10 protein-coding genes and 1 pseudogene are annotated in these 13,025 nt (G+C 66.1%); 4 read left to right on the top strand and 7 right to left on the bottom strand.

What is annotated here, in order from left to right:
* Window positions 1–90: 90 nt before the first annotated feature.
* The 4 genes from AC3FNH_RS03130 to hrpA all read right to left on the bottom strand — a co-directional run bounded on the left by AC3FNH_RS03130 (window position 91) and on the right by hrpA (window position 7,034).
* A complete protein-coding gene (locus AC3FNH_RS03130; RefSeq protein WP_276100121.1) occupies window positions 91–1,065 on the bottom strand; it encodes a sterol desaturase family protein in 975 nt (324 codons plus the stop codon).
* A complete protein-coding gene (locus AC3FNH_RS03135; protein ID WP_488719043.1) occupies window positions 1,065–1,904 on the bottom strand; it encodes a polysaccharide deacetylase family protein in 840 nt (279 codons plus the stop codon). The genes AC3FNH_RS03130 and AC3FNH_RS03135 overlap by 1 nt, the downstream gene beginning before the upstream one ends.
* A 29-nt stretch (window positions 1,905–1,933) precedes the next feature.
* Window positions 1,934–2,890 (bottom strand): YVTN family beta-propeller repeat protein, encoded by a 957-nt coding sequence (locus AC3FNH_RS03140; RefSeq protein ID WP_276100119.1) that lies wholly within the window; start codon window positions 2,888–2,890, stop codon window positions 1,934–1,936.
* A gap of 181 nt (window positions 2,891–3,071) precedes the next feature.
* Window positions 3,072–7,034 carry an ATP-dependent RNA helicase HrpA gene (hrpA, locus tag AC3FNH_RS03145; protein WP_488719044.1) on the bottom strand — a complete coding sequence of 1,321 codons (3,963 nt, stop codon included), beginning with the start codon at window positions 7,032–7,034 and terminating at the stop codon, window positions 3,072–3,074.
* A 23-nt stretch (window positions 7,035–7,057) separates the two neighbouring features.
* On the opposite strand from hrpA, the gene argA reads away from it, so the two are divergent.
* Both argA and AC3FNH_RS03155 read left to right on the top strand, forming a co-directional pair.
* Window positions 7,058–8,491, top strand: a complete 1,434-nt coding sequence (gene argA, locus AC3FNH_RS03150) for an amino-acid N-acetyltransferase (protein WP_276100117.1) — start codon at window positions 7,058–7,060, stop codon at window positions 8,489–8,491.
* A 159-nt stretch (window positions 8,492–8,650) separates the two neighbouring features.
* A complete protein-coding gene (locus tag AC3FNH_RS03155; protein WP_276100116.1) occupies window positions 8,651–8,923 on the top strand; it encodes an oxidative damage protection protein in 273 nt (90 codons plus the stop codon).
* 172 nt (window positions 8,924–9,095) lie between these two features.
* On the opposite strand, the gene rpiA is transcribed toward AC3FNH_RS03155, so the two are convergent.
* Window positions 9,096–9,782: a ribose-5-phosphate isomerase RpiA gene (gene rpiA, locus AC3FNH_RS03160; protein WP_276100115.1), complete on the bottom strand. Its 687-nt coding sequence runs from the start codon at window positions 9,780–9,782 to the stop codon at window positions 9,096–9,098.
* Window positions 9,783–9,940: 158 nt separating this feature from the next.
* On the opposite strand from rpiA, the gene tal reads away from it, so the two are divergent.
* Window positions 9,941–10,897, top strand: a complete 957-nt coding sequence (tal, locus tag AC3FNH_RS03165) for a transaldolase (RefSeq protein WP_488719045.1) — start codon at window positions 9,941–9,943, stop codon at window positions 10,895–10,897.
* A 10-nt stretch (window positions 10,898–10,907) separates the two neighbouring features.
* Here the strand turns inward: tal and AC3FNH_RS03170 are convergent, their stop codons facing one another.
* Entirely contained in the window at window positions 10,908–11,690 is a 783-nt protein-coding gene (locus tag AC3FNH_RS03170; protein WP_488719046.1) for an SIR2 family NAD-dependent protein deacylase, read from the bottom strand.
* Between the two features lie 279 nt (window positions 11,691–11,969).
* Between AC3FNH_RS03170 and AC3FNH_RS03175 the strand changes: the two are divergent.
* A pseudogene (locus tag AC3FNH_RS03175) lies at window positions 11,970–12,119 on the top strand (nitric oxide dioxygenase); the annotation flags it as partial.
* Window positions 12,120–12,196: 77 nt separating this feature from the next.
* On the opposite strand, the gene rlmB reads toward AC3FNH_RS03175, so the two are convergent.
* A complete protein-coding gene (rlmB, locus tag AC3FNH_RS03180; protein ID WP_276100112.1) occupies window positions 12,197–12,937 on the bottom strand; it encodes a 23S rRNA (guanosine(2251)-2'-O)-methyltransferase RlmB in 741 nt (246 codons plus the stop codon).
* Between the last annotated feature and the right edge of the window lie 88 nt (window positions 12,938–13,025).

Raw genomic sequence — 13,025 nt, forward strand, 5'->3', positions numbered from 1 at the left:
CGGGATGTCAGATTGGAACAGTGCAATGCGCCGGCAAATGCACGCGCACCGGAACACTAGCATACGCCGCCGGTATCGCGGCGTTTCGCTTCAGCCGAGGCGCAGCAGGCGCTTGATGCCGTACCACTGCTGGGCCAGCAGCCCGGCGCCATAGTCGCGACCCTTGCCCGCGGGCGGCGGCATCTGGTCGCGGATGCCGGTCGGATGGTAGGCCGGGGTGAAGACCGCCGTGCCGAACAACATGTCCCACCAGGGGAAGATCACGCCATAGTTGCAGCCACCGAGGCGAGCCGGCACGCCGGCGGCCTCATGCCCAAGCCCCACGGCGTGGTGGGTGCGATGGAATCGCGGCGAGATCAGCAGGCGCTCGCCGATCACGCCAAAGTTCAGCCGCAAGTTGGCGTGCTGCAGGCTTTGCAGCAACTGCGACAGCGCCACCAGCAGCACGTACTGGGACGGCTCCACGCCGACGGCAATGGCGACCACGGCAAATACGAGGTCGCGCAGCATGTCGTCGAGCAGGTGATTGCGGTTGTCGCTCCACAGCGTCATCTGGCGCTGGCTGTGGTGCACCGCATGCAGGCTCCACCACCAGCGGTAGGTGTGCGACAGGCGGTGGTACCAGTAGTCAAGCAGGTCGAACAGCAGCAGGTAAAGGAAGAAACTGACCAGCGGGATCGACGTCACGCCCGGCCACCAGTCCTCGACATTCAGGCGTTGCCAGCCGAACAGCCGCAGGTGTCCTTCCAGCAAGTCGGTCAGCGGCGCCAGCACGAAGAACATCGCCAGCCGGAACAGTCCCAGCCGGTGGATCAGGGTATAGAAGATGTCCGTGCGGATGCCAGCGCGATCCGTGACCGGCTCGACCGGGCGCAGCTTTTCCAGCGGCCCCAGGATCAGCACCATGACGGCGATCTGCACCAGGCCCACCAGCAGCCACTCGGTGCCGGTGAACGCGTCTTCCGCATAGCCGCCGAAGCCAAGGTTGTAGACGGCCGGCAGGACGACGTCCTGGAACAGCGTGCCTTCCAGCTGCGCAATCCATCCATTGAGGGTGTCCAGCATCAGCGCTTGCCCTCCTTGCGCTGTCCGGCCGCGGCGATCCAGTCCCGGTACGCGGGATGCTCGCGCAGCGTGGCAAAGCAGAAGCCCTTGCGCTCCAGCCCGGAAATCAGCGGCTCCAGCACGGCGGGTGCCCACGGGTCCTTGCGCGACCAGATGCCGAGATGGGCCATGGTGATGTCGCCATCGCGCAGGTCGCGCAGCGCACGCGCCAGCAGCGCCTGGTTCGGGTAGCGCTCGGACGACAGCTCGTCGCCAAGGAACCCGGCCGGCGCCCAGCCGACATGCCGGAAGCCGCACTGTTCTGCCCACTGCAGCGTCTGCGGCGCGGTGCGACCGCCCGGCGCACGCCACAGCGGCACCATGTCCACGCCGGCCATGCCGCGCAGCGCCTGCGCACTGCGCTGCAGCTCACGGCAAAATCCATCGGCGTCCATGCTCACATCCTTGCCGGCCTGCGCCCCGAACTGCGGGCGCATGGTCACCTTGCCATCACGTACGCTGCGCAGGTAGACATGGTCATAGGTATGCGTGCCAAAGGCATGGCCGTCCGCTGCCAGCGCTTTCCAGTATGGTGCCCAGCCGGGCTCCAGTGAAGCGTCCTGGTTGACGGTCGGCTCGTTGGCCAGGAAGAACGTGGCCTTGATGTGGTGGCGGCGCAGCGTGTCGGCGATCAGATGGGCCTGGCTCATGCTGCCGGTATCGAATGTGAGATACAGCGTTCCCGCCGGGCAGGCCTTTCCGGCCGGCGCGCCTGCATCGGCCGCATGCAGGCCGGTCAGCGGCACGACTGTGGCCGCCAGGGCAGCCAGCAGCCATTTCAAGCGAGGCGCGACGGACATGCGCATGATCCTTCCCCGCCCTGCCGGCGTCAGTAGAGCGGTGCCCGGGTACGGAAATAGATCCCGTGAGGCGAACGGCCCACGCGGATGGTCTTGACCAGCTTGCGATTGGCCACATCGATCAGGCCGACCGCTCGCGCCCAGCGGAACGTCACCCACAGCGTCTTGCCATCGGCGGTCAGCTCCATATCGTCCGGACCCGGCGGCAGGCCGGTAATGTCGCCCACCTTGGTCAGGGTCTGCTGGTCGATGATGCTGATGCTGCCGGTCACGCGGTTGCTCAGGAACAGGTGGCGCTTGTCGCCCACCGCCCGGAAGTTATGCGCGCCCTTGCCGGTCTGGATCTGCTTCACGATGGTACGGGTGCGCCAGTCGATCACGGCCACATAATCCGCGCCCGTCATGCCGACCAGCAGGTAGCGCTGGTCAGGCGTCACCCAGATGCCCGCGGGCGCCGAGCCCGCATCCATGCGCCACATCACGTTCTGCGTGGCCAGGTCGATCGCGACCACCTCATTGGAATCCTGCAGCGTGATGAATGCGATGCGGCTGTCGGCGGTGAAGGCGATATGGCTGGGCGTCTTGGCCAGCGGAAACTGCTTGGCCATCTTCAGCGCCTTGCCGTCCCAGCGGTAGAGGTCGACGCGGTCCAGCCGGTTGCCCGTGGCGATGAACCACTTCTGGTCCGGGGAAAAACCGATCTGGTAGGGATCGTCGATACCGGGCACACGCTGCTGGACCTTGCCGGACACCGGGTCCAGGAAGACCAGGTCATTGCCCACGGCATTTGCGACGATCAGGGACTTTTCGTCCGGCGTGGCGATCAGGTGATGGGGCTCCTTGCCGACCGGGTAGGTCTCGAGCACCTTCTGCGTGTCCTTGTCGATCAGCGTGACGGTTGCGTCACCCGAGTTGAGCACCACCACGACTTCCGCCAAGGCCGGCGACGCCATCAACCCCAAGGCCAGGGAACCGGTCGCCAACATACCAGCAACAACACGACGCAACACGAGCATAAGTCCAGTCAATTCAAGGGCGGAATCGCACATTCTAACGTTTCGGAGGGGCGCCAAGATGACCGCCTGACTGATCACGGACAAGACTTTCACATTTCGTTACACATCTTTGTGCTGCCCCTGTCTCAAGACCCGCCCTGCGCGCGGTGGCTTATCGCTGCATGGCCTCCCAGACCTTCTGCAGGCGCTTGACCGACATCGGCACCGGCGTGCGCAGTTCCTGGGCAAACAGTGCAATGCGCAGCTCCTCGAGCATCCATCGGAACTCATCGAGCCTGGCGTCCGCGGCCCCCTTGCCCTGCGTGCGCAGCTGCTTTTCCGCCCGCTGCCACTGCTGCAGCAACGGCGTCATCTCCTGCACGCGCTGTGCGTCGCGGGCGGGATCGCCTTTCAACTTGTCCACGCGCATGGCGATGCCCTTCAGGTAGCGCGGGAAATGCACGAGCTGCGTGTAGGGCGTATCGATGATGAACTGCTTGCCCATCAGGCGCCCAAGCTGCGCCTCCATGTCGGCATAGGCCGTGCCGAACGGCTTGGCCTGCAGCAGCTTGCGCGGCAGCCCCGCATATTCGGCCAGGATGGTGCCCGCCAGCCGCGCGATCTCCTGGGCCAGCAGCGACAGCCTGGCCCGCCCCTCGTCCTTGCGGGCGCTGAACTCCGCTTCATTGCGCGGCAGCGGGGCCTGCAGGCAGGCACGCTCGAGCGCCAGCAACACGATCTGCTCGCGCAGCATCTCCTGCGTGCCGAGGGCCATGTACTGCATGGCCATCTGTTGCAGGCCGGGGATGTTCTTTTCGATGAACTTCACCGGTTCCCGCAACTGCAGCGCGAACAGGCGGCGCAGGCCCGCATGGTGGATGCGCTCGGCCTCTTGCGGATCGTCGAAGACCTCGACGTCGCAATGCGTGCCCTTGTCGACCAGTGCCGGGTAGCCGAACAGCGTCTGGCTGCCCTTGCGGATTTCCAGCAGTTCGGGCAGCTCGCCGAAGGACCAGGACGTCAAACCCTCATACTGGCCCGCCTCGGCTGCCGGCACGTCGCGCGCGGCAATGCTCTGGAACGACTGCTGCGCCTGGCCGCCCAGTTCCGCGCGCAACTGCGCCAGGTTGCGCCCCATGTCGAGCTGCCGGCCGTGCTCGTCCACCACCTTGAAGTTCATGAAGTGGTGCGCGGACAGGGTTTCCGGCTTGAAGTCGGCGCGCCGCACGACCGTGCCGGTCTGCTCGCGGATGTCCGCGATCACCACGTCGGTCAGTTCGCCTTCACCGAACGGATGCCGTGCGACAAAGGCGGCGGCATAGTCCGGCAGCGGCACGCAATGGCGGCGCAGCTTCTGGGGCAGCGACTTCAGCAGCAGGTGGACCTTTTCCTTGATCATGCCCGGCACGAGCCATTCCGTGCGCTCCGGCCGTACCTGGTTGAGCGCATAGAGCGGCACGGCCAGCGTGACGCCGTCACGATGGCTACCGGGTTCGAAGTGATAGGTCAGGCTCATGTCGACGCCGGCCACGGACAAGGTCTTGGGGAACAGGTCCGTGGTGATGCCGGCCGCCTCGTGCCGCATCAGTTCCTCGCGGTTGAGGTAGAGCAGCTTGCGGTCCTTGGCGCTTTCGGCCTGGTACCATCGCTCGAACGTCACCTGCTGGCAGATGTCGGCCGGAATCGCGCGGTCATAGAACGCATAGATCAGCTCGTCATCGACCAGTACATCCTGGCGGCGTGACTTGTGTTCGAGGTTCTCGATCTCGCGCACGAGCCGCTGGTTGTGCGCGTAGAACGGCAGCCGCGTGTCGAACTCGCCCTCGACCAGGCCGCGGCGAATGAAAATCTCGCGCGCTTCGGCCGGGTTCATCGGACCGTAGTGCACGCGGCGGTGCTGGTACACCACCAGCCCGTACAGCGTGGCGCGTTCCAGCGCCAGCACCTGCCCGGCTTTCTTTTCCCAGTGCGGGTCGCTCCAGCTCACCTTGAGCAAGTGGCGCCCGACCTGTTCCAGCCACTCCGGCTCGATGCGGGCGAGCGTGCGCGCGAACAGCCGGCTGGTCTCGACCAGTTCCGCCGCCATGACCCAGCGGCCCACCTTGCGCGCGATCAGCGAGCCTGGCCACAGGTGGAACTTGATGCCGCGCGCGCCAAGGTACTCGCGCCCCTTGCCATCGCTTTCCTCGATCCGGCAGCCGACATTGCCAAGCAGGCCGGTCAGCAACGCCTTGTGCAGTTGCTCGTAGGTTGGCTCGCTGTCGTTCAGGCGCCAGCCCTGCTCGGTCACGGTGGTCAGCAACTGCGAATGCACGTCGCGCCACTCGCGCAGCCGCACATGCGACAGGAAGCTCGCACGGCACTGGTCCTGCAACTGCCGGTTGGATTTCTTGTGTGCGACGGCCTCCTCGAACCACTTCCAGAGCTTGACCCACCCCAGGAACTCGGACTTCTCGTCCATGAACTTGCGGTGCGCCTGGTCGGCGGCCTCCTGCGCTTCCTGGGGACGCTCGCGCGGATCCTGCACCGACAGTGCGCTGGCAATGACCAGCACCTCGCGCAGGCAGTGCTGCTCGCGCGCGGCCAGGATCATGCGCGCCACGCGCGGATCCAGCGGCAACCTGGCAAGCTGCCGCCCGGTTGCGGTCAGCTGGTTGGCATCGTCCACCGCGCCAAGTTCCTGCAGCAGCTGGTAGCCGTCGGCAACGGCCCGGCCCAGCGGCGGCTCGATGAACGGGAAAGCTTCGATATCCGTCAGCCGCAGTGCCTTCATGCGCAGGATCACCGCGGCCAGCGAGGAACGCAGGATCTCCGGATCCGTGAAGCGCACGCGACCGAGGAAATCCGACTCTTCATAGAGCCGGATGCAAACCCCGTCGGCCACGCGGCCGCAGCGGCCGGCGCGCTGGTTGGCGGCAGCCTGCGAAATCGACTCGATCTGAAGCTGCTCGACCTTGTTGCGATAGGAATAGCGCTTGACGCGCGCCAGGCCCGTATCCACCACGTAGCGGATGCCCGGCACCGTCAGCGACGTCTCGGCGACGTTGGTCGCCAGCACGATGCGGCGCGCATTGGACGGCTTGAACACGCGCTCCTGCTCCTGCACCGACAGGCGCGCGAACAACGGCAGGATTTCCGTGTGCGGCGGATGATGCTTGCGCAGCGCCTCGGCGGCCTCGCGGATCTCGCGCTCGCCCGGCAGGAACACCAGCACGTCGCCAGGGCCCAGGCGAGACAGCTCATCCACTGCATCGACGATGCCGTCGTACAGGTCACGCTCGCGGGCCTGCGCGCTTTTCGGCGGGCTGTCGGCGGGCGCGCCCTGCTGAATCGGATGGTAGCGGATTTCCACCGGGTACAGCCGCCCGCTCACCTCGATGACCGGCGCCGGCTTGCCATCGACCAAGAAATGCGTGGCAAAGCGCTGCGCATCGATGGTGGCCGACGTGATGATGACCTTGAGGTCGGGTCGCTTCGGCAGGATCTGCCTCAGGTAGCCGATCAGGAAATCGATGTTCAGGCTACGTTCGTGCGCCTCATCGATGATGATGGTGTCGTACGCGCGCAGCAGCGGATCATTCTGCGTCTCGGCCAGCAAGATGCCGTCGGTCATGAGCTTGACCGAGGCGCCAGGCGACAGGGCGTCATTGAAGCGCACCTGGTATCCCACGTGCTCGCCTACCGGCGAACCCAGTTCCTGCGCAATGCGCTTGGCGGTCGAGGTCGCGGCAATGCGCCGCGGCTGGGTATGGCCGATCAGCCCGCCGCCTTCGCGCCCGGGCCCGCGCCCGATCGACAGGCAGATCTTGGGCAGCTGCGTGGTCTTGCCCGAACCGGTCTCGCCGGACACGATGACCACCTGGTTGGCCTGCAGCGCGGCGGCGATCTCGTCGCGGCGGGCCGAGACCGGCAGCGCCTCGGGAAACGTGATCGGGGGCAGCGGATTGGCCTGGCGCGGCGGACGCGGTGCGCGCCGGCGCCCGGCCTGCGCCTCGGCAGCGGGCGCGGTCTCGGGCCGCGGACCGGGCCGGGATGGCGGGCGCTGCGCGGGGCGGCCGTCGGGTCGGGGGGCTGGCCGTGCGCCAGCGGCTGGCTGGCGTGGCGAAGAAGGCTTGGCGGGACGTTGTTCTGACATTGGCGGGGATTATAATCCGCGGCATGAATGCCAGAACCGACACGCCACCGCAGGCACCGGCTCCCTCCCAGCCGGCCGAGCCCCAGCCTGCCACCGAATCGCAGCCCGCCACGGGCGCGCCCCAGACCGAGGCCGTCGAGCGCGGCGCGCCGGACCACCAGCAGTTCGTCGACTGGCTGCGCACCGTCGCGCCCTACATCCACGCCTTCCGCGGCAAGACCTTCGTGATCGCCTTCGGCGGTGAACTGGTCAAGGCTGGCGTGCTCAACGCCCTGGTCAACGATGTGGCGCTGCTGCATGCCATGGGCATGCAGATCGTGCTGGTGCACGGCTCGCGCCCGCAGGTGGAAGAGCAACTGGCGCTGCGCCATGTCGAGTCGCAGTTCGCCGACGGCGTGCGCATCACCGACAACGCCGCGCTCGAATGCGCCAAGGAGGCCTCCGGGGAGCTGCGCCTCGACATCGAGGCGGCCTTCAGCCAGGGGCTGCCGAACACGCCGATGGCCGGCGCCCAGCTGTCGGTGATTTCGGGCAACTTCGTCACGGCGCGGCCGGTAGGCATCGTCAACGGCGTGGACTACCAGCACACCGGGCTGGTGCGCAAGATTGACGGCGAATCGGTACGCATGTCGCTGTCGCACGGCAAGATCGTACTGTTCTCGCCGCTGGGTTTCTCGCCGACGGGGCAGGCTTTCAACCTGTCCATGGAAGACGTGGCCAGCGCCACGGCCACCGCGCTGAAGGCCGACAAGCTCATCTTTATCACCGAGGTGCCAGGCGTGCTGGACCCGGTCGGCAAGCTGATGAAGGAAATGTCGCTGCGCACCGCGGTGGAGCGCCTGCAGAACAACCACCTGACGCCCGATATCGGCTACTACCTGCAGCACCTGGTCAAGGCGCTCAAGGGCGGCGTGCCGCGCGCGCACCTGATTCCCTATTCGCTGGACGGCTCGGTGCTGCTGGAGCTGTTCCTGCACGACGGCGTCGGCACCATGATCTCCGACACCGACCTGGAGAGCCTGCGCGAAGCCACGCTCGACGACGTCGGCGGCATCCTGCAACTGATCGCACCGCTCGAGCAGGACGGCACGCTGGTCCCGCGCGGCCGGCACCTGATCGAACGCGACATCGCCAACTTCTCGGTGATCGAGCACGACGGCGTGCTGTTCGGTTGCGCCGCGCTGTACGACTACCCGCGCGAGAACATGGGCGAGATGGCGTGCCTGACGGTATCGTCCGAAGCGCAGGGCACCGGCGACGGCGAGCGCCTGCTCAAGCGCATCGAACGACGCGCGCGCTCGCTGGGCCTGGACCGGCTGTTCGTGCTCACCACGCGTACCGAGCACTGGTTCCTCAAGCGCGGCTTCGTCCACGCCACCGTGGACGACCTGCCGGAAGACAAGCGCAAGCTCTACAACTGGCAGCGCAAGTCGATGGTGCTCATGAAAAAGCTGTAGGAGCCGTAGGGGCAATGCCGCCAGGCGGCGGCGCCCCGCCTGGCTTGGCTACAATAGCGCACCAGTCGTCCACTGAAACACAGAAACGGGAGCGCATGAAGCGCGGCATGAAGCATGATTTTGCCGCCCCGCTCCCGCCAATACACACAAGGAGTCCTCATGGCCCGCATGGTCCACTGCATCAAGTTGAACAAGGAAGCCGAAGGGCTCGATTTCCCGCCGCTGCCCGGCGAACTCGGCAAGAAGATCTGGCAAAGCGTGTCGAAGGAAGCCTGGGCCGGCTGGCTCAAGCACCAGACCATGCTGATCAACGAGAACCGCCTGAACATGGCTGACGCGCGGGCGCGTCAGTACCTGATCAAGCAGACTGAAAAGTACTTCTTTGGCGAAGGGGCGGACCAGGCTCAGGGCTACGTCCCACCGCAGGCCTGAAATTCCTGCGCGGAGAACATAAAAAGGGTGCCTCCGGCACCCTTTTTTTGGCTCTTCGCCAGGTTGCGGGGTTGCGGGGGATGGGGATGATGGAGCCAATCCGGACCAGAGAACCCCCGCCGGCCACGCCGGCGAAGAAGCTTTTTTATCGGCACATCACGCGCCGGGCGACTTAGAAATCAGTGCGCCGAACGCCCTCACCAGTGCCAAGCAGCAGCACATTCGCACCGCGCAGCGCAAACAGGCCTACCGTCACGACACCAGGGATCTGGTTGATGACCTGCTCCAGCCCACGTGGATCGGTGATCTTCAGCCCGGCCACGTCCAGGATCACATTGCCGTTGTCGGTCTGATAGATGCCGCCGTCCTTGTTCATGCGCAGACGCGGCTGTCCACCGAGCGCGGCCAGCTGTCGCGCCACTGCGGCGCGTGCCATCGGAATCACTTCGATCGGCAGCGGAAAGGCGCCCATGGTCTCCACCAGCTTGCTGCCATCTGCAATGCACACGAACCGGCCCGCGACCGATGCCACGATCTTCTCGCGCGTCAGCGCGCCGCCGCCTCCCTTGATCATGGCGCCGCTGGCGTCAACCTCATCGGCGCCGTCGACATAAACGGGGATGTCGTCGACTTCGTTCAGGTCCAGCACTTTGAAACCATGCTGCTGCAGTCGGCGAGTGGAGGCCTCTGAGCTGGATACCGCACCCGCGAAGCGTTCCTTGAACGCTGCCACGGCGTCAATGAAAAGATTGGCAGTGGAACCGGTACCGACGCCGAGCACCGCGCCCTCCGGGACTTCCTGCTTCACGTAGTCGGCCGCGGCTTGCGCCACCAGTGCCTTGAGTTCATCCTGAGTCATGACAACAGCCAGATGGCTTGGGGAAGAAAACGCGTAGTGTAGCGGATTGCGGCGGCGCGACTTGTGCACGACGGTACAATGAGCCAAAAGGCGCGCACGGTCCCGCAACACGGCCGCCCTTCCCGTCCCAACATGACGACTGCAACGACATACCGATCATGAACCAGCTCGAACAACTCAAGCAGTTCACCACGGTCGTGGCCGATACCGGCGACTTCCAGCTGATGAAGCAGTACACCCCCCAGGACGCCACCACCAATCCGTCGCTGATCCTCAAGGCAGTGCAGAAGCCCGAATACCGCGGGCTGCTGGAACAGGCGGTGCGCGACTACCACGACGAAGGCGGGGTCGATGCCGTGATGGACGGCGTGCTGATCGCGTTCGGCTGCGAGATCCTCGCCATCGTGCCGGGACGCGTATCGACGGAAGTCGATGCCCGCTTGTCGTTCGACACCGAGGCAACGGTCGAGAAGGCCCGCCACCTGATCCGCCTGTACGAGCAGCGCGGCGTGGCGCGTGAGCGCGTACTGATCAAGATTGCATCGACGTGGGAAGGCATTCGCGCAGCGGAGATCCTGCAGCGCGAAGGTATCCGCTGCAACATGACGCTGCTGTTCTCGCTGGTGCAGGCCGTCGCCTGCGCCGAGGCCGGCGCGCAGCTGATCTCGCCGTTTGTCGGCCGCATTCTCGACTGGTACAAGAAGCAGGCCGGCGACCAGTGGGACGCGGCGGCCAATACCGGCGACAACGATCCAGGCGTGCGTTCGGTGCGCCAGATCTACGATTACTACAAGAAGTTCGGCTATGCCACCGAAGTGATGGGCGCGAGCTTCCGCAGCCCCGCGCAGATCATTGCCCTGGCCGGCAGCGACCTGCTCACCATCAGCCCCGACCTGCTCGAGCAGCTGGCCCGCACCGAAGGCACGGTGGAACGCAAGTTGTCGGTCGACCTGGCCCAGGCCGGCAACATCGCGCGCATCCCGGCCGACGAACGCGCGTTCCGCTGGCAGCTGAACGAAGATGCCATGGCCACCGAAAAGCTGGCCGAAGGCATCCGCCTGTTCGCCGCGGACGCGATCAAGCTGGAAAAGCTGGTCGCGCAAATCGCCGGCTGAAAGGCGTCGCTTAGTCCGGCTCCGCCTCGGAGCCGGATGACGACCACAGCAGCGGCAGGCACGCGCCTGCCGCTGCCGGCAGTACCACGTCCGCGGTCTGGTCCAGCGCAGAAGGCTGGGGATTCACCACCACGACCCGCGCACCGTGATCCCTCGCCAGGCCAGGGAGCCCGGCGGCCGGATACACCAGGCCCGACGTTCCCACGACCAGGCAGAGGTCGGCTGTCTCGGCGGCATGCTCGGCGCGGAAGCGCGCCACGCGCGGCAGGTCTTCCCCGAACCACACCACGCCGGGCCGCATCAGCGCGCCGCACAGGCTGCAACGCGGCGGATCGCCGGGAATGGCGGTGGCCTCGTCGCAGCGCCCGCACCCGTTAAGCCATTTGTTGGCAAACAGGTTTCCGTGCAGTTCGATCACATGCACGCTGCCGGCGCGCTGGTGCAGTCCGTCCACGTTTTGCGTGACCAGTGTCACCGGCTTCTGCGCCGCCAGAGCAACCAGCGCATAGTGCGCCGGATTGGGCCGCGCAGCCGCGACCAGTTCGCGCCGGTGCTGATACCACTCCCATACGAGCGCCGGCTGGCGGCGGTAGGCATCCTCGCTCGCCAGCTCCTCGGGGTCGAATCGCGCCCAGAGCCCGGTCAATGCATCGCGGAACGTGGGCACCCCGGATTCGGCGGAAATGCCGGCGCCAGTCAGCACAAAAACGCTGCGCGCCTGCGCAATGAGGTCCCTGGCTTTTTCAAGGCCGGGCCAGGGAGACGACGTGGGGGTCAGAGGATCCCTGCTCATGCCGTCAATGCTGCGCGCCGCTTGACCAACGGTTCCGCCCACCACACGGCTGGGCTTGCGGGGCAACTGCAGGGCACTGGCATGGCAATCTCGATCAAGAATTCAAACATGGGGGGGCAACACGGCGGCGGCCCCGCGCATGGGAGCGCCTGGCGCGGCGAGAAGCCACGCTGCCGCAATTTTAGCCCGCTACCGCGCGCGCGGATCATCTCTCCTAGACTGGACTGCAAGCCAAGCGACGAGTCCGGCGGCCACAAACGCGTGCCCACCAAAGGAGACCAGGACACAGTCCTGCTGCCGGATGCCGATTACTACATCTGCGGGCCGATTCCGTTCATGCGCATCCAACATGACGCACTGAAGGATCTCGGCGTCCGCGAGGCGCGTATCCACTATGAGGTGTTTGGCCCGGACTTGTTTGCAGAATAGCGGCAGGCGGCCGAATCGACGCCGCCTGACGAATGGCGCGCGCCGCGTTATCGCGGCGCGCTGGTTCTTGCAGAAGCTTACTTCACGCGCCGCTGTCGGACGGCCTCGTACAGACAGACACCGCTGGCCACCGACACATTGAGGCTCTCAACGCCGCCAAGCATCGGGATGCCGACCAGTTCGTCGCAGGTCTCGCGCGTGAGGCGGCGCATGCCCTCGCCTTCGGCACCCATCACGATGGCCATCGGCCCTTTCAGGTCGACGTCGTAGAGCGTCTTGTCGGTGCCGTCGGCGGTGCCGACCACCCAGATGCCGCGCTCCTGCAGCTCGCGCAGGGTGCGGGCAAGGTTGGTCACGGTGATATAGGGCACGGTCTCGGCCGCGCCGCTGGCCACCTTGGCCACCGTGGTGTTCAATCCGACGCTGCGGTCCTTGGGCGCAATGACGGCATGCGCACCGGCGCCGTCCGCCACGCGCAGGCAGGCGCCCAGGTTATGAGGATCGGTGACGCCGTCGAGCACCAGCAGCAACGGTGTGCCTTCAATGCCATCGAGCAGTTCGTCGAGGTTCAGTGCCAGCGCCACGTCTTCGGCGCGCGCCACCACGCCCTGGTGACGATCGGTGCCGGCCATGCCGCGCAGACGCTCGGCGTCCACGGGGTGCAGGCGCACGCCCAGGCCTTCCGCCAGGCGGATGAAGTCTTGCATGCGGCGGTCGCGGCGCGAAGCCTCGACATAGACATCGGTGACGCCCTTGGCGTCCTGGCGCAAGCGCGCGGTCACGGCGTGAAAGCCGATCAGAAGTTTTTGTTTAGCCATGGCGCGATTGTACTCGCCCTGCCCGGCCCGCCATCACGCTTCACGCGCGCCGTCCGGGGACGCCGATGTCACGGCGCCCCGGAAGACC

The sequence above is a fragment of the Cupriavidus sp. 22TCCZM01-5 genome (genome assembly GCF_057798915.1).